General features: G+C 40.7%; 25 protein-coding genes. 8 read left to right on the forward strand and 17 right to left on the reverse strand.

Features of this window, described 5'->3' with window-relative positions; genetic code table 11:
* Positions 1 to 167 precede the first annotated feature (167 nt).
* The 3 genes from coaA to M1F37_RS07410 all read left to right on the forward strand — a co-directional run bounded on the left by coaA (position 168) and on the right by M1F37_RS07410 (position 1,963).
* A complete protein-coding gene (gene coaA, locus M1F37_RS07400; protein ID WP_247935302.1) occupies positions 168 to 1,088 on the forward strand; it encodes a type I pantothenate kinase in 921 nt (306 codons plus the stop codon).
* Positions 1,089 to 1,155: 67 nt separating this feature from the next.
* The gene (gene rpsT / locus M1F37_RS07405; RefSeq protein ID WP_001274000.1) at positions 1,156 to 1,392 is read left to right on the forward strand and encodes a 30S ribosomal protein S20; all 237 of its coding nucleotides are present in this window, start codon (positions 1,156 to 1,158) and stop codon (positions 1,390 to 1,392) included.
* Between the two features lie 52 nt (positions 1,393 to 1,444).
* Entirely contained in the window at positions 1,445 to 1,963 is a 519-nt protein-coding gene (locus tag M1F37_RS07410; RefSeq protein ID WP_247935303.1) for a DNA topology modulation protein, read from the forward strand.
* A 213-nt stretch (positions 1,964 to 2,176) separates the two neighbouring features.
* Here the strand turns inward: M1F37_RS07410 and deoD are convergent, their stop codons facing one another.
* From deoD to rpiA, 7 genes are all read right to left on the reverse strand, one after another.
* Positions 2,177 to 2,887: a purine-nucleoside phosphorylase gene (deoD, locus tag M1F37_RS07415; protein ID WP_247935304.1), complete on the reverse strand. Its 711-nt coding sequence runs from the start codon at positions 2,885 to 2,887 to the stop codon at positions 2,177 to 2,179.
* A gap of 351 nt (positions 2,888 to 3,238) precedes the next feature.
* A complete protein-coding gene (locus M1F37_RS07420; RefSeq protein ID WP_247935305.1) occupies positions 3,239 to 3,949 on the reverse strand; it encodes a glutamine amidotransferase-related protein in 711 nt (236 codons plus the stop codon).
* On the reverse strand, positions 3,946 to 5,181 hold the full coding sequence (locus tag M1F37_RS07425; protein ID WP_247935306.1) for a chloride channel protein: 1,236 nt from the start codon (positions 5,179 to 5,181) through the stop codon (positions 3,946 to 3,948). Before M1F37_RS07425 ends, M1F37_RS07420 begins: the two co-directional genes overlap by 4 nt.
* A gap of 4 nt (positions 5,182 to 5,185) precedes the next feature.
* Positions 5,186 to 5,995, reverse strand: a complete 810-nt coding sequence (locus tag M1F37_RS07430) for a purine-nucleoside phosphorylase (protein WP_247935307.1) — start codon at positions 5,993 to 5,995, stop codon at positions 5,186 to 5,188.
* The gene (locus tag M1F37_RS07435; RefSeq protein WP_247935308.1) at positions 5,995 to 6,552 is read right to left on the reverse strand and encodes a DUF1697 domain-containing protein; all 558 of its coding nucleotides are present in this window, start codon (positions 6,550 to 6,552) and stop codon (positions 5,995 to 5,997) included. Before M1F37_RS07435 ends, M1F37_RS07430 begins: the two co-directional genes overlap by 1 nt.
* 1 nt (position 6,553) lies before the next feature.
* Positions 6,554 to 7,765, reverse strand: coding sequence for a phosphopentomutase (locus tag M1F37_RS07440; RefSeq protein WP_247935309.1), 1,212 nt, complete (start codon positions 7,763 to 7,765; stop codon positions 6,554 to 6,556).
* Positions 7,766 to 7,788: 23 nt separating this feature from the next.
* On the reverse strand, positions 7,789 to 8,472 hold the full coding sequence (gene rpiA / locus M1F37_RS07445; RefSeq protein WP_247935310.1) for a ribose-5-phosphate isomerase RpiA: 684 nt from the start codon (positions 8,470 to 8,472) through the stop codon (positions 7,789 to 7,791).
* Between the two features lie 160 nt (positions 8,473 to 8,632).
* Between rpiA and M1F37_RS07450 the strand changes: the two genes are divergently transcribed.
* Complete coding sequence (locus M1F37_RS07450; RefSeq protein WP_001068558.1) at positions 8,633 to 8,818, forward strand: hypothetical protein; 186 nt, start codon at positions 8,633 to 8,635, stop codon at positions 8,816 to 8,818.
* A 24-nt stretch (positions 8,819 to 8,842) separates the two neighbouring features.
* Here the strand turns inward: M1F37_RS07450 and M1F37_RS07455 are convergent, their stop codons facing one another.
* The 6 genes from M1F37_RS07455 to M1F37_RS07480 all read right to left on the reverse strand — a co-directional run bounded on the left by M1F37_RS07455 (position 8,843) and on the right by M1F37_RS07480 (position 13,815).
* A complete protein-coding gene (locus M1F37_RS07455) occupies positions 8,843 to 9,694 on the reverse strand; it encodes an NAD(P)H-hydrate dehydratase (protein ID WP_247935311.1) in 852 nt (283 codons plus the stop codon).
* Positions 9,695 to 9,708: 14 nt separating this feature from the next.
* On the reverse strand, positions 9,709 to 10,530 hold the full coding sequence (locus tag M1F37_RS07460) for a phosphate ABC transporter ATPase (protein ID WP_247935312.1): 822 nt from the start codon (positions 10,528 to 10,530) through the stop codon (positions 9,709 to 9,711).
* Positions 10,531 to 10,583: 53 nt separating this feature from the next.
* Entirely contained in the window at positions 10,584 to 11,357 is a 774-nt protein-coding gene (locus M1F37_RS07465) for an HAD hydrolase family protein (protein WP_247935313.1), read from the reverse strand.
* 4 nt (positions 11,358 to 11,361) lie between these two features.
* On the reverse strand, positions 11,362 to 12,219 hold the full coding sequence (locus M1F37_RS07470) for a bifunctional methylenetetrahydrofolate dehydrogenase/methenyltetrahydrofolate cyclohydrolase (RefSeq protein WP_247935314.1): 858 nt from the start codon (positions 12,217 to 12,219) through the stop codon (positions 11,362 to 11,364).
* A 178-nt stretch (positions 12,220 to 12,397) separates the two neighbouring features.
* Positions 12,398 to 13,132 carry an amino acid ABC transporter ATP-binding protein gene (locus M1F37_RS07475; RefSeq protein ID WP_247935315.1) on the reverse strand — a complete coding sequence of 245 codons (735 nt, stop codon included), beginning with the start codon at positions 13,130 to 13,132 and terminating at the stop codon, positions 12,398 to 12,400.
* Complete coding sequence (locus M1F37_RS07480; RefSeq protein WP_001011642.1) at positions 13,132 to 13,815, reverse strand: amino acid ABC transporter permease; 684 nt, start codon at positions 13,813 to 13,815, stop codon at positions 13,132 to 13,134. The genes M1F37_RS07475 and M1F37_RS07480 overlap by 1 nt, the downstream gene beginning before the upstream one ends.
* Before the next feature lie 190 nt (positions 13,816 to 14,005).
* Between M1F37_RS07480 and M1F37_RS07485 the strand changes: the two genes are divergently transcribed.
* The 4 genes from M1F37_RS07485 (at position 14,006) to M1F37_RS07500 (ending at position 17,768) form a co-directional block, all read left to right on the forward strand.
* Positions 14,006 to 14,236, forward strand: a complete 231-nt coding sequence (locus M1F37_RS07485) for a DUF1797 family protein (RefSeq protein WP_000443570.1) — start codon at positions 14,006 to 14,008, stop codon at positions 14,234 to 14,236.
* A gap of 333 nt (positions 14,237 to 14,569) precedes the next feature.
* On the forward strand, positions 14,570 to 16,828 hold the full coding sequence (locus M1F37_RS07490) for an ATP-dependent Clp protease ATP-binding subunit (protein ID WP_247935316.1): 2,259 nt from the start codon (positions 14,570 to 14,572) through the stop codon (positions 16,826 to 16,828).
* A gap of 129 nt (positions 16,829 to 16,957) precedes the next feature.
* Positions 16,958 to 17,410: an NUDIX hydrolase gene (locus M1F37_RS07495; protein WP_247935317.1), complete on the forward strand. Its 453-nt coding sequence runs from the start codon at positions 16,958 to 16,960 to the stop codon at positions 17,408 to 17,410.
* Between the two features lie 58 nt (positions 17,411 to 17,468).
* On the forward strand, positions 17,469 to 17,768 hold the full coding sequence (locus tag M1F37_RS07500) for a DUF1827 family protein (protein ID WP_247935318.1): 300 nt from the start codon (positions 17,469 to 17,471) through the stop codon (positions 17,766 to 17,768).
* Between the two features lie 215 nt (positions 17,769 to 17,983).
* Here M1F37_RS07500 and ezrA read toward each other — a convergent pair whose 3' ends face one another.
* The 4 genes from ezrA to M1F37_RS07520 form a co-directional block, all read right to left on the reverse strand.
* Complete coding sequence (gene ezrA / locus M1F37_RS07505) at positions 17,984 to 19,711, reverse strand: septation ring formation regulator EzrA (RefSeq protein ID WP_247935319.1); 1,728 nt, start codon at positions 19,709 to 19,711, stop codon at positions 17,984 to 17,986.
* An 81-nt stretch (positions 19,712 to 19,792) separates the two neighbouring features.
* Positions 19,793 to 21,739 (reverse strand): DNA topoisomerase (ATP-hydrolyzing) subunit B, encoded by a 1,947-nt coding sequence (gene gyrB / locus M1F37_RS07510; RefSeq protein ID WP_247935320.1) that lies wholly within the window; start codon positions 21,737 to 21,739, stop codon positions 19,793 to 19,795.
* A 14-nt stretch (positions 21,740 to 21,753) separates the two neighbouring features.
* Positions 21,754 to 22,317: an HAD family hydrolase gene (locus M1F37_RS07515; RefSeq protein WP_247935359.1), complete on the reverse strand. Its 564-nt coding sequence runs from the start codon at positions 22,315 to 22,317 to the stop codon at positions 21,754 to 21,756.
* Positions 22,318 to 22,402: 85 nt separating this feature from the next.
* A complete protein-coding gene (locus M1F37_RS07520; protein ID WP_247935321.1) occupies positions 22,403 to 22,957 on the reverse strand; it encodes a DJ-1 family glyoxalase III in 555 nt (184 codons plus the stop codon).
* Positions 22,958 to 22,960 lie beyond the last annotated feature (3 nt).

A 22,960-nucleotide genomic window follows, 5' to 3' on the forward strand; every position in this document is an offset into this window, starting at 1 on the left:
TAATTCCACCATAAAAATCCGTTTTAGACTAACTTCCACTTTGGTTAGACAAGTGGAAGTTACTTTGAGAAGTTACCTTATACGATATTAGCTTACTATCATCAAGAAACCGCTTTATTTTTTTAGCTTTTTATGGTATGATAGACAAAATATCTAGGGGAAAACAAATGACCAACGAATTTTTACATTTTGAAAAAATCAGCCGCCAAACTTGGCAATCTTTACATCGAAAGACAACCCCTCCTTTGACTGAAGAGGAATTAGAATCAATCAAGAGTTTTAATGACCAGATTAGCTTGCAGGATGTTACCGATGTCTATCTTCCCTTAGCCCATCTCATCCAAATTTACAAGCGTACCAAGGATGATTTGGCCTTTTCAAAAGGAATTTTCCTTCAACGTGAAAGCAAATCCCAGCCTTTTATCATTGGGGTTTCTGGGAGTGTTGCCGTTGGAAAATCCACAACTAGTCGCCTGCTTCAAATCCTACTGTCCCGTACGCTTACAGATGCTACGGTTGAGTTAGTAACAACTGATGGTTTTCTCTATCCCAACCAGACCTTGATTGAGCAAGGGATTTTAAATCGTAAGGGATTTCCTGAAAGCTATGATATGGAAGCTCTTCTCAACTTCTTGGACCGCATCAAAAACGGACAAGATGTTGATATTCCTGTCTATTCTCATGAAGTCTACGACATCGTACCTGAAGCAAAACAACGAGTAAAAGCAGCTGACTTTGTGATTGTCGAAGGAATCAATGTCTTTCAAAATCCACAAAACGAGCGTCTCTATATTACTGACTTCTTTGACTTTTCTATCTATGTTGATGCTGCAGTTGATGACATTGAGAGTTGGTATCTCGACCGTTTCTTGAAAATGCTGAGCCTAGCCCAAAACGACCCTGATAGCTACTATTATCGATTTACTCAGATGCCGATTGGGGAAGTGGAGTCCTTTGCCCATCAGGTCTGGACCGGTATTAATCTCACAAATTTACAAAATTATATTGAACCGACTAGAAATCGTGCAGAAGTGATTCTTCATAAAACAAAGGACCATGAAATAGATGAAATTTACTTAAAAAAATAATTTTCCCTTGTCAAAACGTAAGTTTTCAGATATAATGGTATAGTTAGTAAATATGGAGGTAAGAACATTGGCAAACATTAAATCAGCTATCAAACGCGCTGAATTGAACGTTAAACAAAACGAAAAGAACTCAGCTCAAAAATCAGCTATGCGTACTGCTATCAAAGCTTTCGAAGCAAACCCATCTGAAGAACTTTTCCGTGCTGCTAGCTCAGCTATCGATAAAGCAGAAACTAAAGGTTTGATTCACAAAAACAAAGCAAGCCGCGACAAAGCTCGTCTTTCAGCTAAACTTGCTAAATAAGAAACAGTCTATAGAGGCTGTTTTTTTGTCCCAAAATAGGAGAAGTCAGAAAATGAAAATCGCAATTATCGGATATTCTGGGGCTGGTAAATCAACTCTAGCTGAAAACTTGTCTCGCTACTACTCCATTCCCAAACTTCATATGGACACTCTTCAATTTCAGCCAGGCTGGGTAGACAGTGACCGCGATTGGATGTTAAAAGAGATGAGAGACTTTCTCACCGAACATTCCGATTGGGTGATTGATGGTAATTATTCTTGGTGTTATTACGAGGAAAGAATGCAGGAAGCTGACCAAATCATCTTTCTTAATTTTTCCCCATTGACCTGTCTCTTTCGAGCCTTTAAACGTTACCTCACATACCGAGGCAAGGTCAGAGAAAGCATGGCAGCTGGTTGTCAAGAACAATTTAATTGGGAATTTATTCGTTGGATTCTTCGGGATGGACGAACAAAAAATGCTAAGGAAAGATACCAATACTTAAACAATACTTACCCAGAAAAGATGCACATTCTCCATTCTCAAACTGAGATTGACTATTTCTTGCAATCTCTTAAAAATAGACGATAGAGTAACATTTCATTAAGATCAGCATGGGCTGAATGACTAAAAAGATTCTGGGACAAAAGTCTAACCTTAAATATAAAAAGCGAACAAAACAAGTTATCTGACACTCAGAATTCTGCTTTGTTCGCTTTTTTATCTAATCTATCGATTTTTAAAATTTATAATAAAGAATTTCTAAAATCAAAATCTTTTTGTCCCAGACTCTTTTATTTCCTTTTATTCTGCAATTAAAGTCTCTAGACCAACCTTCATCATATCAGTGAAGGTGTTTTGACGTTCTTCTGCTGTAGTGTCCTCATCTGGATTGACCAAGCTATCCGAAATGGTCATGATGGCAAGGGAATCAACATGGTGTTGAGCAGCTAGATAGTATAGAGCTGCCGCTTCCATCTCAACGGCTTTCACACCCCACTTGCCAAGCTCGATATTCTTTTCAAAGTAGTTTGAATAAAAGACATCAGAAGACAATACATTGCCGACGTGAGTAGTCATACCAAGGTCTTTGGCAATATGGTAAGCCTTATCTAACAAATCAAAGCTAGCGATTTGTGGAAAATCGTACTGTGGCCAGTCATTACGGACGATGTTTGAGTTGGTTGCAGCTGCCTGCGCCAAAACCAATTCACGGACGTGAACATCTTCATTCAAAGAACCAGCAGTTCCCACACGGATCAATTTTTTCACACCGTAGTCAACAATCAACTCACGCGCATAAATCGAAATCGATGGCATTCCCATCCCAGTTCCCATGACAGATACACGGTGGCCCTTGTAAGTACCTGTGTAACCAAACATGTTACGCACTTCGTTAAAACAAACAGCATCTTCAAGAAAATTCTCAGCAATAAATTTCGCACGAAGAGGATCCCCAGGAAGAAGAATTTTATCAGCAATTTCACCCTGCTTAGCAGCAATATGGATAGACATAATTTATGATACAAAGAGCGACCAGAAAACAACTGAAAATTAGGAATCTGACGAGAAATCCTGATTTCTAGGTCAGATTATCTATTTTCCGAGTTTTCCGCTCGTGTTCAAATCAGAACACACGCTCTACCTTTCTTTATTTTATATTTGATATTTAGAAAGATACCAAACCCGTCAAAAAGCGAAGGGAAAATAGGAGTTGGACGTAGTGAGCGACGCTCGCTAGATCAACTATCTTTTTCTCACTGCTTTTAGGGTGGGTTCAATTCCTTTCTTTCTTAATTTTGATTTAGAGGAGAGGCGCCCGTATTCAGTTCTGCGAATACGGTTAATCCATCCTTTCTTTTTTATTTAGTTTGTTAATGAATCCAAAAATTCGTACAATTTTGCATTCATTTCTAGATAATCGTAAGCACGAATGGCTTCAGGTTTTTCGACAAATGGCAATTGTTTACTTTGCTCTTCCAAAGCAACTTCACCATCTGCAGCAATCAAGAGATTCACAGCTTCTGAATCAAATTCCAAGTGGGCTTGGAAGGCATAGTGTTTGGGAGAAAACCGGACAATCTGGCGTGGACAACCTTGACTGGTCGCAAGGACAATGGCATCCTCCGTCAATCCCGGCATATCACCATGCCAGTGACCTGAATCAAAGTTTGCACCAAATAAGCTGACATGCGGATCTGCCAATCCTTCAGACGTCAAGGTCACAGGATACACCCCAATTTCCCGCTCTGGACTATGCTCATACTCCGCGCCATAAGCAACTGACAGGAGCTGCGCTCCCAGACAGACACCAACGATGTAGCGATCCGCCTTCATCGCTTTTTGGATCAGTTTAATCTCAGCTTGTAGATCATAGTAAGGAAAGTTTGCGCGATCCTCATCTGGTGATTGTGGTCCTCCCATGACAATCAAAAAATCGATCTCATCCACTGTCTCAGGTAGAACTTCTCGCTCGTAGACCTTGGTCATGGTCACCTGATGACCACGCTCCTGCGCCCACTTTAGATAAGCACCCGGTACTTCAAATGTTTCGTGCAAGACAAAATGCACCTTCATCGTTTATTCTCCCATCTATTTTGAATCACATAAGATACACCAGCAGCTAGTGCCAGCGGTAGAATCAAAGCCCAGCTCTGTCCTGTAAAACCAAGACTTAGGATAATGGCAGTCAAGGGAGCTTGTAAGATTGTCCCTAAAAAGACCGTCGCTCCAAGCAACATACCTAGACCAGGATCTAGATGAATGCCAACTGCAGAAACAATCATGGTTACCAAATAACCAGATCCAATTCCCAAAGCAAATGACGGTGTCAAGGTCCCTCCGTAAGCCCCATTTCGTAAAAGGAGATAGACCAGGAACCCTTTTACGGTCAAGGTCAAGGCTAGACTAGAAAATGGCTGGCCTGATAAGAGGGCTTGGGCTAGTACCTGTCCATTTCCCATAAAAATCGGGTATAAGGTCACGATGCCAGCAAGCACCATAAAGGCTACAGGCAGAGTCCAAAGAATGGTCCAATCCTTCCGCCGTTTGAGACTAGCACGATTGGCTAGAAAACGAAAAGCCAGTGCCAAGGGAGTAAGCAATAGAGCCACTATTACAGCCTGGATAAAACTACTGGTTGACCAATGAACTGGCGACATGTGATATATAGCACCATGTCCAACAATTGGCTGGGCAACCCAAGTCGCCAAATAAGTACTGGACAAGACCAGTAAGATATTTTTCCAGTGATAGGCCACCCCTAATGTCTCAAAGACAAACAAGCTACTGGCAAAGGGAACCTGATAGACAGCAGCCAAGCCGGCTCCAGCTCCACAAGCAATCAAAACTCTTCGTTCTTTGATCGTCAAGGACAAGACTTTCCCCAAACGACTAGCTAGAAGAGCCCCAACCTCACGTGGAGCTCCTTCTTTTCCGACCGAAGCGCCAGCTCCAACAATCGCAACCTGCATAGTTGCATGAAGGAGGTGGGCTAGGGGCGCTGGATCTCTATCTCCAACCAGGTCGATTTGCCTGCGAATAGAGAGAATTTTATAACGCTCTTGTAGAATATACCAGAAATCTGCTGCCAAAATCCCTGTCACACATAAGACAAGAAATCTACGAAGCCCTCCAGCTTCTTGAAATTGCTGGAGCAGATCAGATCGCTCTTGGCCAAAAGCCAACATCTGCACGCCTTCTAGCAGATAATGACAGGCAAGTCCGACTAGACCCGTACCTACTCCCAAAGCGAGAGTCGCTAAAAGCAGACGCCATCCGTAGGGTAGGCTTTGGAGTCGTACTTTCATCATCTTATAATTCAGCAAGAATCGCTTTCAGCAATCCTTTGAAGTCGCCTTTGACGCGTTCAGTTACTTCTACAACTTCTTCGTGGTTGAGTTCTTCTTGGAAACCTGCAGCATGGTTAGTGATACATGAAATTCCTAGAACTTTCATGCCTGAGTGGGCTGCCACAATAACTTCAGGAACAGTAGACATACCAACTGCATCTGCTCCCAATGTCTTATAGGCACGAATTTCTGCTGGGGTTTCATAAGTCGGACCTGTTACACCAATATAGACACCTTCATCAAGCTTGATACCAAGTTTCTTAGCCACTTCATGGGCAGTAGCACGATATTCTGGAGTGTAGGCTTTAGACATATCTGGGAAACGTGGACCAAAATCATCCAAGTTTTCACCCATCAATGGGTTTTGCCCCGTCATATTGATATGGTCTGAGATAGCCATCAAGGTACCAGGCCCAAATCCAATACCTCCAGCTGCATTGGTTACAATGACACCTTCGCATCCAAGAACTTTCATCACACGTACTGGGAAAGTCACGACTTCAAGAGGATTTCCTTCATAGAAATGGAAACGACCTTGAAGAACCAAGACTTTACGTCCAGCAAGATCACCATAAACCAATTTACCAGCATGTCCGACTACTGTGGATTGACCCCAGTTTGGAATGTCAGAGTAGTCTACTACGACTGCATTTTCGATTTCTTCAGCCAATTCTCCAAGACCTGAACCAAGGATCAAACCGAACTCAGGAGCTTCGATTCCTTTGCCCTTCAAAAATGCTGCTGTTTCATTGATTTTATTTAATAATGTCATTAGGTATCTCCTTCTTTATGTTTTAAAAATTGACCAATTTTGTCAAAGGTATTAGCGTTACGAATGGTAATATTGCGATAGAAAGGCATCTTAAGCAAGTGCTTGTGATAAGCTGTTTTAGAGTAGCTAGCTTCTGACAATTTACCCCAGAAGATCCCTAATTTCCCAAAATGAAGCACTTCATCGACCAGTTCCAAACTGTTCACTTTCTCGATGGCTTGATCCACATCCAAGCCCTCAGTGTAAAAGAGCACATCCTTTCGAGCCATCTCATGATTCCACCAATCAGGAAGATTTCTAAGCTCCTTTTCATAGTCTTCGTGAGACAACAAGGAAAAACTCTGGATAAATGGATAACGTCTTTCAAAGAAAGCCTGTAATTTCTCTATTAATTTAGTTCTAGGCACAATGCTATTAAAGAAAATATTGCCACTATTGATGTAGGTTTCTACATTTTCTAATTCCAACTCCGTCAATTCTTGACGCAGCTGAGCCATGACCACCTTGTTCTTTCCACCGACATTAATTCCTCTAACAAGTAGAGCGTAGCAAATCATCTTAAACTAATTTATCTAAGAAACTTTCACCAATCATGGCAGTTTCAACGCCAAAGTTATCCGCAATTGTTGCTGAGATGTCGGCGAAGTGTCCAACTGGAATTAATCCATTGCCTTTAAAGGATGGACTGTATGCCAAAAGTGGAATATATTCACGAGTATGGTCAGTACCAGCATAGGTTGGGTCATTTCCGTGGTCAGCAGTAATCAAAAGAAGATCGTCTTCTCTCATTGCTGCCATAATTTCTGGCAAGCGCTCATCAAACTCATGCAAACAATCACGATAGCCGTGTGGATCACGACGGTGTCCATATAAAGCATCAAAGTCTACCAAGTTTGTGAAGGAGAACCCTTTTTCAAATTCAGGAAGTCCCATAGTCTTCAATAGTGTATCAATTCCATGACTATTTGACTTATTGTGACCCATATCGTGGTTGATACCAGCACCGTTGAAGATATCGTTGATCTTACCAACTGCATAGGTGTCGATACCAGCTTCATTCAATTTGTCCAATACAGTTGGAGCAAATGGAGATACAGCCAAGTCACGACGGTTAGCCGTACGAGTGAAGTTTCCAGGCTCACCAACATAAGGACGAGCAATAATACGCCCTAGAAGAGCTGGACGCTCTAAAGTAATCGAACGAGCGTATTCACAGATACGGTAGAGTTCATCTAAAGGAATGATATCTTCGTGAGCTGCGATTTGAAGAACTGGGTCAGCTGAAGTATAGATAATCAACTCGCCAGTTTCCATTTGACGTGGTCCAAAATCATCGATAACAGCTGTTCCTGAGTATGGTTTGTTGGCCTCACGAATAACCTTGCGTCCTGAGAATTCTTCAATTTTAGTCAAGATTTCTTCTGGGAATCCATTCCAAAAAGTATCGAAAGGCTCCGTAATGTTGAGGCCCATGATTTCCCAGTGTCCAGTCATGGTATCCTTACCAAGAGATACTTCTTCCAATTTCGTTGCATATCCAGTTGGATTGCTTTCTGCTGGTACAGTCTTAAGAGGAGTTTCACGAGGAATATTTCCTAGACCGATTTTAGCCATGTTTGGCACATTCAAACCAACTGTTTTAGAAATGTGTCCCAGTGTGTCAGAAGCTCCATCTGGAACCCCAGCATTGACAAAGTTATTAGCATCTGGTGCTGCACCGATTCCTACAGAATCTAGTACTACCAAGTGAATACGATTAAATTTTGACATAGTCTGTCTCCTTATTGCTTTGATTAGTTTGCTTTTGTTGAAGTTAAAATCTGAACGCCCTGTTGTCCAGCTACGATGACCTTATCCACCATTTGGTTAAATAAGCCGTGTTCTACAACGCCAACGACATGGTCCAATTCTTGCCCGAAGGCAATTGGATCTTCAATGACATCCAAGGCAAGGTCAATGATAAAGTTCTGCATATCTGTCACAAAACGTTGACCGTCTTTTTCACGGAAACTTGGTTTGTAGCCAGATCGCTCGAAACGACGAAAGACTTGCTCAGCACCATACTGAACTACCTCTACAGGTAATTTAAAAGCACCTAGTTTGTCGACCAGCTTGCTTTCATCCACCACCCAAATGTATTCTTTTGAAGGCGTTGCCACAACCTTCTCCATCAAAAGGGCACCACCACCGCCTTTGATTCCATTAAACTGACTATCCACTTCATCAGCACCATCAACGGTTAGGTCTACAAAGTCCACTTGGTCAATTGACTTAAGAGGAATATTGAGTCCTTCTGCCTGCTTGCTGGTTACACTAGAAGTCGTAACAGCCGTAATCTGTAGGCCCTCTTCCTTGATACGACGGCCTATCTCTTCAACGAAATAGTAGGCAGTAGAACCCGTTCCCAGTCCGACAACCATCCCATCCTTGACAAATTCAGCAGCCTTGATACCTGCCATTTTCTTCAGATTTTCCACTCAAACACCTCCATTAAAGAGCTACTTCTATTATACCATGTAAAGGCTTAATATTCATCTGAAAATTTGAAACCGATATCTATTCTAGAAGAAATTTTACTAGGTTGATTTTTTATCATAAAGATGGTTAAATAGTTAAGTACAGAAAAGGAGACATAAGATGAACCCATTAGATTTGTTTAATCAAGTAAAAGAATTAATCGAAACAAAAGATTTCGAAGCTGCAAAAACATTTGTTGCAGAAAATCAAGAACAACTTGGAGAATACTTCTCTCAAGCTCAGCAGTTGATTTCTGGTTCTGAAGGTCTAGATGGCCTCGTTGGAAAGATTAAAGGTTTTTTCTAAAAGATATAAAGGCGCCTGAAACCATCAGGTGCCTTTATGAGATATTTTTTTCATTATTTTAGTCAGACAACTGCTGATTTCCGTCGGCAAGACCACATAATGTTCTTGAGCTAGTTCTTGGGCTATGGCTGAATGAAGATGGGTCGCTACTGCCACACGCTCGTAGAGACTGGCTTGTTTAAACTGGCCTGCAAATCCTGCAATCATTCCAGCCAGAGTATCTCCCATACCACCAGTCGACTGATAAGGGCCACCAACCTGTAACTGGTAATAATCAGACTGGCCAACTTTCCAAATACGAGTAGCTGGACCTTTCTCTACCAAAATTATTCCTTGAGGGAAAGACGTCAGGGCACTAGCTGTTGCATCCTCGTTTTGCTTTTCAATAGCAATACCAGACAGCTTTTCCCATTCTTTTTGGTGGGGAGTTAGGATAAGCTGGTTAGACGGAAATGACAACTTTGTCCTAGCAAGAATAGTCAAAGCACCTCCGTCTACAATCAAGATCTGTTTCTGTCTTAAGCTAGCAAAGACTTGTTTTACTAGATTTTCTCCAAAAGCATCGTCTCGTAAACCAGGTCCCAGTAAGACAACTTCTGCCTTCTCCAACTGCTCTTTTAACAATTGCTGGTCTTGAAGAGAAAAGGCCATAGCCTCAGGTAAATGGCTGTGCAGAGCTGAAATATTTTCCCTGTCTGTTCCAACGGTCACCAAACCTGCACCGCTTTTTACAGCTGCTAAAGCAGCCATGATGATGGCACCTCCATAAGGATAAGTTCCACCCAGCAACAGCAGACGACCATAGTCACCTTTATGACTTGTACGAGAACGTTCAATAATAACTTTTTCTAGTAAAGTTTGATCAATCACTTTCATCGTTTTTTCCTCAACTATCCTTTACCTGATTGTTTTAAGACAATCCGAGACACTTTTTTAGTCCACTCTTCCAAACCTTCTCCATCATGGTCAAGATAATACACCCTATCTAGTAATCGACTTGGAATAATATTTTCAAATTGACTCTTATTATGAGTTGGAATAATGCAAATATACAATTCACTAAATAAATTCAACATATCCTTAATTTTTGCAACATGATAGCCATCAAAAATATAGCCAGTAACTTTAATCAAATCTGTATAGATAAAATGAAAACTTACTCCAGGAATAAACTTGTCTTGTAATTCTTTCTCTGAAGGAGCTCGACCTAATAAACGCTCCATCGCTAATCGATAACCAGAACTTGTATTTGACCACCCTAACATTACATAGTCAAAATAATCTATCGGATCGGATGCAGCATTTCGACTATCCAAAACCAACTCCTCAGCAGCTCGACCAAAGGCTTTCACAGCAGATAAGAGCAGACCAGTTTTAAGAATAGAAATCGCTGCATCTATAGTCGCAGTATGACTACAGTAGTCTGAAGTCACTAACCTCTTATGTAAATCATAAGTCGAGGCTACTCTTTTATCTGTAGGGGTAAATGGTGGCAGAAAAGTATGCTGACAGAGGTAATCTAAAATTTCTTTTTTTAAACAAGAATCAGTACACTCGATACTTGTTTGACGTTTATGAAGTTTTTCGTAAGCTATAAATTTAGCAATTTTTTCTAATTCCCACTTTTGAATATTGGGATAATCAATTAGTGCTAAGTGATATATTCCATCCCATTGCAAACTATATTCTCCATTATCAATTTTTAAAATCATCTGATCACCTCACTTTATTATACAACAAAAAGGAGGCGCTTACCTCCTTTTATCTATTTTCCCTTAAATTCCGCAAAGGTCTGTAAGATTTTAGCTGCCACTGCTGGAGAAGGTTCTCCTTTTAGCTCAAACGTTTCATCTGCATATGGAGTAAGGCCAGCAAAATCTCCTATCTGGACTGAATAGAGAGATGTTTTAAACAGTTCAATATCATTTTGGTCATTTCCAAAAGCAATGAAGTTCTCTCCACACAATTTTTCAACAGTTGACGCCTTATGAGTATCCCAGGGATTGACATAAAGGCACTTTTCATGGGCATGATAGGACAGATGAACCTGCCCCAGTCTTTCTAACTGTCCAAGCAGGTCATCAAGCAAATCCTCATGGTCTCCCATATAAACGACTACCTTAATCGGAGTACCCAAATCCTCGAGTTTCTGATGACGAGCTACCTTTAGGGGATCCACACTAGAGATAAATGGAATCTTCTCCACGATCTGACCACTATAGTCAAAGCAATCATCTGCAAAGAAAGGGAGATTGTAGGTCTGGCAATAATCTACTAGCGCCTGATAAACTCTAGTATCGAGATTTCTTTCATAGATAGCTTTCCCCAGATAATAGGCTACGCCACCATTCAAACCTATAACCAAACGCTGACTGAGTACAGGACCCAACAAGCCCAAACAATCCCGATAAGAGCGAGCTGAGGTAAAGACAACCTCATGCCCATAATCTTCAGCCTTTAAAAGAACCTGCTTAATCTCTTCATCTATGGTCATATAGTCAAAAGACAGCGTCCCATCCAGATCAAATACGAATTTCATCTTCCTAGTCCTTGTTCAATGTCCGCAGCGCTGCCTGATAGGTTTGTTCCATCAGCATGGTAATGGTCATAGGACCGACACCTCCTGGTACTGGCGTGATATGACTGGCAAGTGGGGCAACTGCCTCATAATCAACATCCCCACAGAGCTTGCCATTTTCATCGCGGTTCATCCCGACATCAATAACAACCGCACCAGGTTTCACAAAATCAGCAGTCACAAACTTGGCGCGGCCGATTGCTACTACGAGAATATCTGCTTTAGCAGCCACCTTGGCAAGATGATGGGTGCGTGAGTGAGTCAAGGTTACTGTCGCATTTTTAGCCAAAAGAAGCTGGGCCATGGGTTTTCCGACGATATTGGAACGACCGATGACGACCGCATTTTTACCTTCCAAGTCAATCCCATATTCATGAAACATTTCCATAATTCCTGCAGGTGTAGAAGGAATCATGACTGGGTGACCAGACCAAAGACGCCCCATATTTAACGGATGAAAACCATCTACATCCTTCTCAGGATCAATGGCCAATAAAACTGCCTCTTCATCGATATGTTTTGGTAATGGTAACTGGACCAAAATCCCATGCCAAGCTGGATCTTGATTGTATGTGGCAATCAAATCCAACAATTCCGCTTGAGTAATTGTTTCTGGAACTCGCACAACTTCACTACGGAAACCAGCCGCAAGGGCTGAACGTTCCTTGTTGCGAACATAGACTTGGCTGGCAGGGTTGTCCCCAACCAAAATCACGACCAAACCAGGTACTAAACCTGTTTCTTCCTTTAATCTTGCAGTCTTTTCAGCCAGCTGTCCTTGTAACTTAGCTGCTAGAGCCTTCCCATCAATAATCTGTGTCATATCACTTCTCTTTTCTTTCAAACTATCTTTCATTATACCAAAAACTACTTGTCACCTCTAACACTTCTTTCCTAGTCTATCCTATAGTTTCAAACTATAAGAAAAAGCTCTGATCGAGCTTTTCACTAATCTTTTCTTGGAAGTTTAAAGTTGGCTATAAATACTCCACAAAGCTAACTTATAAAACCTTACTCAAAAACTCCTTGGTCCGTTGTTCTTGGGTTTGTTCAAAAATCTGTTCTGGTGTTCCGTCTTCAACAACCACACCGTCTGCCATAAAGATGACACGGTCTGCCACTTCACGGGCAAATCCCATTTCATGTGTTACGATAACCATGGTCATTCCTGACTTAGCTAGGTCTTGCATAACAGCCAGCACCTCCCCTACCATTTCAGGGTCCAGGGCTGAAGTCGGCTCGTCAAAGAGCAACACATCAGGTTCCATAGCCAAACCACGCGCAATGGCAATACGCTGTTGCTGTCCACCTGACAAACTCTGTGGATAAGCAATTGCCTTATCTGGTAAACCAACTTTTTCCAAAAGTTCCTGAGCTCTCTTCTCAGCAACTGCCTTACTTTCACCTTTGGTCTTGATAGGTGACAAGGTGATATTTTCCATCACAGTCATATTAGGAAAGAGGTTAAATTGTTGGAAAACCATACCCATCTTCTCACGCATGGCAAAGAGGTCATTCTTCTTGTCCGTAATATCGACTCCCTCAAAGATAACCTTCCCTTTAGTTGCTTCTTCTAGCAAATTCATAGAGCGAAGCAAGGTAGATTTCCCACTTCCTGAAGGACCTATGATAACAACAACCTCTCCTCTTTTAATCTCGAGGTTGATGCCCTTCAATACTTCATTCTTTCCAAAGGATTTATGTAAATTTTCAATTTTTATCAAGGTTTCTGTCATTATTTCTTATCTCCTTGTCCCATACGTTTTTCAAAAGCTTTCAAGGCTACTGTCAAAATAGAGGTCATAATCAAGTAATAAAAGGCTGCAAATAAAAGTGGTGTTAAAGGTAGATAGGTCGTTGTAGAAACTGTTGTAGCCCCATTCCACAACTCCATGACACCAATAGCTGATAAGAGGGAGCTATCCTTGATAATAGTGATAAATTCGTTTCCCAATGCTGGCAAGATATTTTTAATTGCTTGTGGCAAAATCACATAGCGCATAGCATTTTTAGGACGAATCCCTAAAGAATAAGCCGCCTCTAACTGACCTTTTGGAACCGCATTAATCCCAGCCCGAACAGTCTCAGAAACATAAGCACCACTGTTCATAGAGATAATCAAAATCCCTGGAATCAGACGAGACAGATCAACTCCCAAAATCCCAACCTGAATAGTCGGAGCATTGATATGCATAAGAGCAAAGGCAATCATAATCTGAACCATCATCGGCGTCCCACGGAAAATCCAAACGTACAAGTTGGCGAGCCAAACAAGCGGTTTAAACTTTGAACGTTGCCCAAAAGCCAAGACAACACCCAAAATAGTCCCCAAAAAGACAACACAGATAGAAATGAGAACCGTAACAACAGCTCCATAGTTAAAATAAGGTAAATACTTAGGTAAAAAAGAAAAATTCATAGTCACACTACTTTCTAAAATAGAATACTGTATGATTATAACATGATTTGAATTAAAATTCAAATCCTTTATCTAATTTATTCAAAAAAACTTTCAACTAGTAGAATTAGCGAGAAATCTTAGTTTTTTCTAGTCAAGTTGACCTCCTTTATGGTAAAATAGTAACGATAAGAAATGAAGGAGAATCAAAATGGAATCACATTTGGTTAGAATCATCAACCGCCTTGAAGCAATGGCAAAAGACGGCGGAAATTTAAAACGTAATTTTGAACGCGAAGGAGTTGTTGTTGCAGAAGTTGCATACAGCCACGACGAAGAAAACGGATCAATCTTTACCCTTCGTGATGTCGAAGCTCGCGAAACTTATACGTTTGACAGCATTGACTTGATTGCAATGGAGATTTACGAACTCCTTTACTAATATAACACAAGCTGGGATTAAACCCTGCATGTCTAACCAAAATCCTTTTTGTCTCACAAATAGGATTTTTTTAGTCCAAATCTACAAAGATTTTCATTGTAACAACTTATACTCTTCGAAAATCAAATTCAAACCACGTCAGCTTCGCCTTGCGTACTCAAGTACAGCCTGCGGCTAGTTTCCTAGTTTGCTCTTTGATTTTCATTGAGTATTATCATATCTACAATCTTTTTACTTGCTTTACACCCCAATCCTGTTATAATGAGAGTATAGAAATTTGACTATTTTTGACCTTTATACAGGTCAGGCTAAAGAAAGAAATGAGGTAGATGTATGCTTTGTCAAAACTGTAAAATCAATGACTCAACAATTCATCTTTATACCAATCTCAATGGAAAACAAAAGCAAATTGACCTCTGTCAAAACTGCTACAAGATTATCAAAACTGATCCTAACAATAGCCTCTTTAAAGGTATGACGGATCTGAACAATCGTGACTTTGATCCTTTTGGTGATTTCTTCAATGACCTAAACAATTTTAGACCTTCTAACAACACTCCTCCGACTCCCCCAACCCAATCAGGTGGAGGTTACGGTGGAAATGGCGGTTATGGTTCGCAAAATCGTGGGCCTGCTCAAACTCCGCCACCTAGCCAAGAAAAAGGGCTGCTAGAAGAATTTGGTATCAACGTAACTGAGATTGCACGTCGTGGAGATATTGACCCTGTTATTGGGCGCGACGATGAGATTGTCCGTGTCATCGAGATTCTCAATCGCAGAACCAAGAATAATCCTGTCCTTATAGGTGAACCTGGTGTCGGAAAAACGGCCGTTGTCGAAGGCCTAGCTCAGAAGATCGTCGATGGAGATGTTCCACATAAACTCCAAGGAAAACAAGTCATCCGTCTGGATGTGGTTAGCTTGGTTCAAGGAACGGGTATCCGAGGACAATTTGAAGAACGCATGCAAAAACTCATGGAAGAAATTCGCAAACGTGAGGACATCATTCTCTTTATCGACGAAATCCATGAAATTGTCGGTGCAGGTTCTGCAGGCGATGGCAATATGGATGCTGGAAATATCCTCAAGCCAGCCCTTGCTCGTGGAGAACTGCAGTTGGTCGGTGCTACTACCCTCAATGAATACCGTATTATTGAAAAGGATGCTGCCCTAGAGCGTCGTATGCAGCCTGTTAAAGTCGATGAACCAACGGTAGACGAAACAATCACTATCCTCAAAGGGATTCAAAAGAAATACGAAGACTATCACCACGTTCACTATACCGATGCTGCAATTGAAGCAGCTGCAACTCTTTCCAACCGCTACATCCAAGATCGCTTCTTACCTGACAAGGCCATTGACCTCCTGGATGAAGCTGGCTCTAAGATGAACCTGACCTTGAATTTTGTGGATCCTAAAGTGATTGATCAGCGCTTGATTGAGGCTGAAAATCTCAAATCTCAAGCTACACGAGAAGAAGATTTTGAGAAGGCGGCCTATTTCCGCGATCAGATTGCCAAGTATAAGGAAATGCAAAAGAAAAAGGTCACAGACCAGGATACTCCTATCATCAGTGAAAAAACCATTGAGCACATTATCGAGCAGAAAACAAACATCCCTGTTGGTGACTTAAAAGAGAAAGAACAATCTCAACTCATCCATCTAGCCGAAGATCTCAAGTCTCATGTTATTGGCCAAGATGATGCAGTCGATAAGATTAGCAAGGCTATTCGCCGTAATCGTGTTGGACTTGGTACGCCTAACCGTCCAATTGGAAGCTTCCTCTTTGTCGGACCAACTGGTGTCGGTAAGACAGAACTTTCCAAACAACTAGCCATTGAACTTTTTGGTTCTGCTGACAGCATGATTCGCTTTGACATGAGCGAATACATGGAAAAACACAGCGTGGCTAAGTTGGTTGGTGCCCCTCCAGGTTATGTTGGCTACGATGAGGCTGGGCAGTTAACGGAAAAAGTTCGTCGCAACCCATACTCTCTTATTCTCTTAGATGAAGTGGAGAAAGCCCATCCTGATGTTATACATATGTTCCTTCAAGTCTTGGACGATGGTCGTTTGACAGACGGACAAGGACGGACTGTTAGCTTCAAGGACGCCATCATCATCATGACCTCAAATGCTGGGACTGGAAAATCCGAAGCCAGCGTTGGATTTGGTGCTGCTAGAGAAGGACGAACCAACTCTGTTCTTGGTGAACTCGGTAACTTCTTTAGCCCAGAGTTTATGAACCGCTTTGATGGTATTATCGAATTTAAGGCTCTCAGCAAGGACAACCTCCTTCAGATTGTCGAGCTCATGCTAGCAGATGTTAACAAACGCCTTTCTAGCAACAACATTCATTTAGATGTAACGGATAAGGTCAAGGAAAAATTGGTTGACCTCGGTTATGATCCAAAAATGGGCGCACGCCCACTTCGTCGAACTATTCAAGATTATATTGAGGACGCAATCACTGACTACTACCTTGAAAATCCAAGCGAAAAAGACCTCAAGGCAGTTATGACCAGTAAGGGCAAGATTCAAATCAAGTCTGCCAAGAAAGCTGAAGTAAAAACTTCTGAAAAAGAAGTATAAATCCTATAGAAAAGGAGTAGAAAATGAAATTTTTCTGCTCCTTTTTACTAAAATAACTATAAGTTCTTGACAGCTCGGTCTTTGTCCATTAAGATAATAATAAAGATAATAGATAATGAGGAAAATACAATGGCAAACCCAACTTTCGGAGAAAAAAAAGAGAATACAAGCTATGTTGCTCGTTATGGTGTATATGCTGTTATCCCTGACGCTGAACAAAAACAAATTGTTCTTGTTCAAGCACCAAATGGCGCTTGGTTCTTACCAGGTGGTGAAATTGAAGCAGGTGAAAATCATCAAGAAGCCCTAAAACGTGAATTGATTGAAGAGCTTGGCTTCACAGCTGAAATTGGTGTCTATTACGGACAAGCTGACGAATATTTCTACTCTCGTCACCGTGATACCTACTACTACAATCCTGCATACCTCTATGAAGCGACTTCCTTCAAAGAAGTACAAAAACCACTAGAAGACTTTAATCATATTGCTTGGTTCCCTATTGACGAGGCTATTGAAAACCTCAAACGTGGTAGTCATAAATGGGCCATCCAATCTTGGAAAAAACAACATAAGATTGACTAAATCAAGCTACTTTATTCAAAAAGTGCTATAATAGAATTAGAAAATCGGAGGAAATGTTATGAAGCTTATCAATACGACAAACTCACACTCGCAACTTGTAAAAAGCCAGCTAGAAAGTACTGATGCAACCCTTGTTGAGGTCTATTCTGCGGGGAATACCGATGTTATTTTTACCCAAGCTCCGCTTCACTATGAAATCCTCATCTCAAACAAACACCGTGCTATTCGCGAAACTGAAATTGAATCCATCCAAGAATTTTTCTTGAAACGTAAAATTGATAAGGACTCTATTGATGAGGCTAATATCAAAACCCTCTATTCAGAAAAATTAATTGAAATTTCGATTCCAACCAAGTAAAGAAGTTAAGTAATACTCAATAAAAATCAGAGAGCAAACTAGGAAGCTAGTCGCAGGTTATTCAAAGCACTGCTTTGAGGTTGCAGATAGAACTGACGAAGGCAGTCACATATAATCCAAGGTGAAGCTGACGTGGTTTGAAGAGATTTTTGATGAGTATCACTATAAAAAAGATTTGGTTCTGCTTCTCACAGAACCAAATCTTTTTTATTATGTTAGAAACGAATCGTCTCACGAGTTTTTTCGTATGAAGTAACAAAACGGTTGGTTACACCTGGTTCTGCAACTTCCAAAGCTTGCGAAATCTTATCAAATGAAGCATGGTAATCAAATTCTTTTTCAAAAATTTCTAATGATTCATTAAAGGCTTCTTGAATTCGTTCATCAAATGAGCGGTAACGGTTCGAATACTGTAGCAATTGTTCTGTCAATGTTGCATATTGAACAATATTATAGGTTTCTTCTTCAAGTGCTTCCATATCATTTGTTGTAATTTCAAGCATACGGTTCACAGCTTCGATATTGACCCGAGCTTCTTCTAGTTCAGCCATCAAATCTTCAGTATGGTTACTTGCTGTAAAGAATAACTGTAAGAAATTCTGAGGAATACCTGGAAGATTGCGTTTTTCCATATATCTCTTAATCGTATGAAGACGATTTACATAAACATTTGCCTTCTGGCGAGCATTGATATCATCTTTTTCAATCTGAGCAAGACGTTGACTAACCTCAACTTGTTCATCTTCAATTTCCTTCAAAGTCGCTTGTAAGTCTTCCAAACGTTCTTCAAGGAATGAATAGGGCTCCAACTGTTCCTCTTGTTCAGAAGTTAATTCCAGTACAGATTCTTCCAAAGACTCTAGCTCAGCTTGTAATCGATGAACATGACTAACATCCGTTTCAGATAGTAGGTAATTGTTACTCAATCGTTGAATATCTTCCACTAACACAGCATTACTATCTTTCATGTGTTTCAAATATGTAGGAAGGGTCACAACTAAGCCTTCTACTACTTTTTGAGCGGCGATTTCTCGAGTAAAGATATCATAGAGTGCATTGATTTCTTCTTGAACTTGAGTATTTTCATACTCAGCATTATCCAACTCTAATTGTGCAATATTTTCATGGTTTTTCTTCAAAGCTTCATAAAGCAACTGGAAGCGAGATTCAATATCCGTTTCAGCAAAATGATAATTAGCATCTAAAAGCTTACGGTAGCCATCTTCTAAATCTTCCAGCTGATCAGGTAGGTCTTTAGATAATGTTGCTACAATTGCTGGGATACGGTCAACAATATGCGTTAAAGCCAAGATATGATTTTCAGCATTATCCAAAATCACGGCTGCTTCTACTGGATCTCCAGACGAGTTTAAAGTTACAAACTGAGAAAACTCTGATTGGATATTTTCCAATTGTTTTTCGATTTCAGACAAACCTTGGCCATATTCTTCAGAATGATCAGCAACTCGGTGTTGTAACTCTTCAAACAAGTCCAAGGTATGAAGAACACGTCCACTATTTTTAGATTCTTGTTTCTCCAAATCTGCCAAGGCATTGCGAATTGCCGCAATATCTTCTTCAATCAAGGTAATTTGACTTTCGATTTGATCAATTTGATTACTGGCCTTGAAAAAACGGAATGAGTTATTGTAGCCTTCTGCCTCGAAAAGATTATTTTCGATATCGGCAAAAGAATTAAGAGATAGATCAACCCATTTTTGATTCCATTCACGGAAAGTCACTTGACTTTGTCCAATCAAGTGCATATTTTTTACAGCTTCAACTTCATCATTAACTGGAAGATTGTACAGTTCTTCTTTTTTCTCTTCTAAAATTGCTAGTTTACTTTCATTGCGTTTTCGTACATAGATTGCGATAGCATAGGCAATGACCAATAAAACTGCAACTGCAATTATTAAATAAATTACTAGTCTAGCAGACATATTAAACTCCTTTTTTACTTGAAACAATCGTAATGATTATATCATATTTTTTAGACCAAGGGAACTACTTCTCCCGATTTTTTAGACATCCAGTGTACTATAGACGGCATTTTCTTCGATAAACTCTCGACGAGGCTCTACTCGATCCCCCATCAACATATCAAAGATTTTATCTGCTTCTGCAGCATCATCTACAGAAACTCTAGCCATCAAACGATGTTCGGGATCCATGGTTGTTTCCCATAACTGATGATCGTCCATTTCACCTAGCCCCTTATAACGCTGAATGGTCGGTTTGGTACGACCTTCACTATAACGGGCCAAAGCTTCTTGGAGTTTAATTTCTTGATCTGCACCTGGCTGGATATATTCTTTAATCTCGCTTCCAACCTTGACACCATAGATTGGTGGTTGGGCAATATAAACATAACCAGCTTCTAGGATTGGTTTCATATAACGATAAATCAAGGTTAAAAGAAGGGTACGGATGTGGGCTCCATCGACATCGGCATCTGTCATCAGAACGAGTTTTTGGTAACGGGCTTTTGAAACATCAAATTCTGCTCCAAATCCTGTTCCCATGGCTGTGAAAAGACTACGAATTTCTTCGTTAGCAAGAATTTTATCCATACTTGCCTTTTCAACGTTCAAGATTTTACCACGAATCGGAAGAATAGCCTGAAATTCACGGTTACGACCAGATTTGGCTGATCCACCAGCTGAGTCTCCTTCGACGATAAAGAGTTCTGTTTCAGCTGGATTGTTAGAAGAACAGTCTGCTAGTTTACCTGGAAGGTTGGAAATTTCCAAACCAGATTTTTTACGAGTGACTTCACGCGCACGCTTGGCAGCCACACGAGCCTTAGCAGCCAAAATCCCTTTTTCCACGATACGTTTAGCAATCTGTGGATTTTCCATGAGAAAATCAGAGAAGGCATCACTGAAGAGGCGATTGGTAATCTTGACCACTTCACTATTTCCCAATTTGGTCTTAGTTTGTCCTTCAAACTGCGGATTTGGGTGTTTAACTGAGATAACTGCAGTTAATCCTTCGCGGACATCTTCCCCTGTTAAATTGTCTTCATTGTCTTTCAGTAACTTATTCTTACGAGCATAATCGTTGATAACACGTGTCAAGGCTGTACGGAACCCTTGTTCATGCGTTCCACCTTCATGGGTATGAATATTATTAGCGAAACTCATGACATTTTCATGGTAACCCGTTGTATACTGCATGGCTACTTCAACTGTGATATCATCCATCTCACCATCTGTGTAGATTGGTGTGTCAAAGATCACATCCTTGTTCTCATTGATATATTCAACGTAACTAGCAATCCCACCTTCGTAATGGTAATGCTTGGTTTGTTCCAAACCGTCACGCTTATCAGTGATGGAGATTTGAAGACCACGATTTAGAAAGGCCAACTCTTGAATCCGTTTATTTAATTTATCGAAATCAAAGGTTGTTGTTTCTGTGAAGATTTCTGGGTCTGGTGTGAAGTGAACTGTTGTTCCCGTTTTATCTGTATCGCCAACCACCTCAAGATCCGCAACAACATGACCACGACGGTATTCTTGGTAATGAATTTTACCGTTTTTGTGGACATGAACGTCTAATTGAGTGGAAAGGGCGTTAACAACTGAGGATCCCACTCCGTGAAGACCACCTGAAACCTTGTATCCGCCACCGCCAAACTTTCCTCCAGCGTGAAGGACTGTAAAGACAGTCTCAACGGCAGGTCGACCTGTTTTTTCCTGAATATCGACTGGGATACCACGCCCATCATCGACAACAGTAATCGAATCATCTGGCTCAATAAAGACTTGAATATGGCTGGCAAATCCTGCCAATGCCTCATCAATTGAGTTATCAACAATTTCCCAGACTAGATGGTGAAGACCTTCTTTTGAAGTTGACCCGATATACATCCCTGGACGCATACGAACAGCCTCTAAGCCCTCTAAAACTTGAATTTGACTGGCATCATAATCTTGTGCCTGCAGATTTTTGATTTCTTCTGTCATCTTTTTCCTTTTTCTTACATGTCTAATACTTGTCTTAAATTCACGATACTGGTAAACAAGTGGGTAGCTAGTCCTGCAGCTTGCCCGGCTTCGATATCAATCGGCCGATCACCAATGACAAGGCCAGAGCTAATTTGATACTTTTCTCTTAAATAAATCATGGACTCAGGATCTGGTTTTCTCTTAAAGCCTGAGTTAGAAGTAACCACTTCTGTAAAATAAGCTGCTATAGAGGTTTTTTCTAAAATTTCCAAGACTTGATCATTTCGATGAGAGACCAAAAAATGACGTCCTCCTTGATTTGAAATGTCTTCCAATAAGTCAGAAACTCCATCAAATAAAATCGGGTGTTCAAGCTCTCTGGCTTCATTTTCCTTGTACTTTTCTAAAAAATGCTCTAAGTTGGGAGCGAATGTCTCAATCGCAAAATCAGTAGAAACCTTTAAAGCTTGATAGACACTGTCATGGTCTTGTGTGATACCATACAGTGCCAATGTTTCAACAAAGGCAGCTGTTGAAGTTTCATAATTATCTAGTAAAGTTCCACCTAAATCCCAGATATAATCGTGATATTTCATAGCTTTCATTATACCATTTTTTCCTTAAAAAAGCGATGATTTCCCTGAGTTTTCCACATAAAAAAACGAGAGGTTGACTCCCGTTTTACTGATTTTTACCAAAGACATCTCGATAGAGCATTCCTGTTCGTAAACTCTCTGCGTCTCCTCCTAATTGCTCCACTAATTCGTAGGCAAAGGCAAGGGCTGTTGAAGGGCCTCGACTGGTTGTCAAATGACCATCTACCACTACTGTTTCCTTGATGTATTGACCATCAAGGATTTGCTCTTGAACACCATCATAGCAAGTGTACTGCTTGTTTTTCAATAGCCCTGCTTGATTGAGGGCGATTGGTGCCGCACAAATGGCTGCCAGTTTCTTCCCTTCTTGCCCGAAGCTTTGCAATTCTTGCATCAAGGCCTGGTTGTCACGTAAATGTGCAGAACCAGGCATTCCTCCAGGAAGGACTATCATATCATAGTCTGACAAATCTCCATCAAAGACACGATCTGCTCTTACTTGGATTGCATGCGAACCCGTCACTTGCTCTTCAAAACCAACCATATCACAAGTGATATTGGCACGGCGCAAGACGTCTACAACTGTCAAAGCTTCAATTTCTTCAAATCCCTGAGCTAACATAACTGCTACTTTAACCATGAT

This window comes from Streptococcus mitis (assembly GCF_023109105.1).
GTDB classification, from domain to species: Bacteria; Bacillota; Bacilli; order Lactobacillales; family Streptococcaceae; genus Streptococcus; species Streptococcus mitis_BW.

Excerpts from the sequence above, each read along its gene's own strand:
- M1F37_RS07485 (WP_000443570.1), top strand. The coding sequence starts at position 14,006 with ATGGAATCACATTTGGTTAGAATCATCAACCGCCTTGAAGCAATGGCA.
- M1F37_RS07490 (WP_247935316.1), top strand. The coding sequence starts at position 14,570 with ATGCTTTGTCAAAACTGTAAAATCAATGACTCAACAATTCATCTTTAT.
- M1F37_RS07495 (WP_247935317.1), top strand. The coding sequence starts at position 16,958 with ATGGCAAACCCAACTTTCGGAGAAAAAAAAGAGAATACAAGCTATGTT.
- M1F37_RS07465 (WP_247935313.1), bottom strand. The coding sequence starts at position 11,357 with ATGAAATTCGTATTTGATCTGGATGGGACGCTGTCTTTTGACTATATG.
- M1F37_RS07455 (WP_247935311.1), bottom strand. The coding sequence starts at position 9,694 with ATGAAAGTGATTGATCAAACTTTACTAGAAAAAGTTATTATTGAACGT.
- M1F37_RS07410 (WP_247935303.1), top strand. The coding sequence starts at position 1,445 with ATGAAAATCGCAATTATCGGATATTCTGGGGCTGGTAAATCAACTCTA.
- deoD (WP_247935304.1), bottom strand. The coding sequence starts at position 2,887 with ATGTCTATCCATATTGCTGCTAAGCAGGGTGAAATTGCTGATAAAATT.
- M1F37_RS07425 (WP_247935306.1), bottom strand. The coding sequence starts at position 5,181 with ATGAAAGTACGACTCCAAAGCCTACCCTACGGATGGCGTCTGCTTTTA.
- M1F37_RS07470 (WP_247935314.1), bottom strand. The coding sequence starts at position 12,219 with ATGACACAGATTATTGATGGGAAGGCTCTAGCAGCTAAGTTACAAGGA.
- M1F37_RS07440 (WP_247935309.1), bottom strand. The coding sequence starts at position 7,765 with ATGTCAAAATTTAATCGTATTCACTTGGTAGTACTAGATTCTGTAGGA.
- ezrA (WP_247935319.1), bottom strand. The coding sequence starts at position 19,711 with ATGTCTGCTAGACTAGTAATTTATTTAATAATTGCAGTTGCAGTTTTA.
- M1F37_RS07430 (WP_247935307.1), bottom strand. The coding sequence starts at position 5,995 with ATGACATTATTAAATAAAATCAATGAAACAGCAGCATTTTTGAAGGGC.
- gyrB (WP_247935320.1), bottom strand. The coding sequence starts at position 21,739 with ATGACAGAAGAAATCAAAAATCTGCAGGCACAAGATTATGATGCCAGT.
- M1F37_RS07450 (WP_001068558.1), top strand. The coding sequence starts at position 8,633 with ATGAACCCATTAGATTTGTTTAATCAAGTAAAAGAATTAATCGAAACA.
- M1F37_RS07500 (WP_247935318.1), top strand. The coding sequence starts at position 17,469 with ATGAAGCTTATCAATACGACAAACTCACACTCGCAACTTGTAAAAAGC.
- M1F37_RS07520 (WP_247935321.1), bottom strand. The coding sequence starts at position 22,957 with ATGGTTAAAGTAGCAGTTATGTTAGCTCAGGGATTTGAAGAAATTGAA.
- M1F37_RS07435 (WP_247935308.1), bottom strand. The coding sequence starts at position 6,552 with ATGATTTGCTACGCTCTACTTGTTAGAGGAATTAATGTCGGTGGAAAG.
- M1F37_RS07475 (WP_247935315.1), bottom strand. The coding sequence starts at position 13,132 with ATGACAGAAACCTTGATAAAAATTGAAAATTTACATAAATCCTTTGGA.
- M1F37_RS07480 (WP_001011642.1), bottom strand. The coding sequence starts at position 13,815 with ATGAATTTTTCTTTTTTACCTAAGTATTTACCTTATTTTAACTATGGA.
- M1F37_RS07420 (WP_247935305.1), bottom strand. The coding sequence starts at position 3,949 with ATGAAGGTGCATTTTGTCTTGCACGAAACATTTGAAGTACCGGGTGCT.
- M1F37_RS07460 (WP_247935312.1), bottom strand. The coding sequence starts at position 10,530 with ATGATTTTAAAAATTGATAATGGAGAATATAGTTTGCAATGGGATGGA.
- coaA (WP_247935302.1), top strand. The coding sequence starts at position 168 with ATGACCAACGAATTTTTACATTTTGAAAAAATCAGCCGCCAAACTTGG.
- M1F37_RS07515 (WP_247935359.1), bottom strand. The coding sequence starts at position 22,317 with ATGAAATATCACGATTATATCTGGGATTTAGGTGGAACTTTACTAGAT.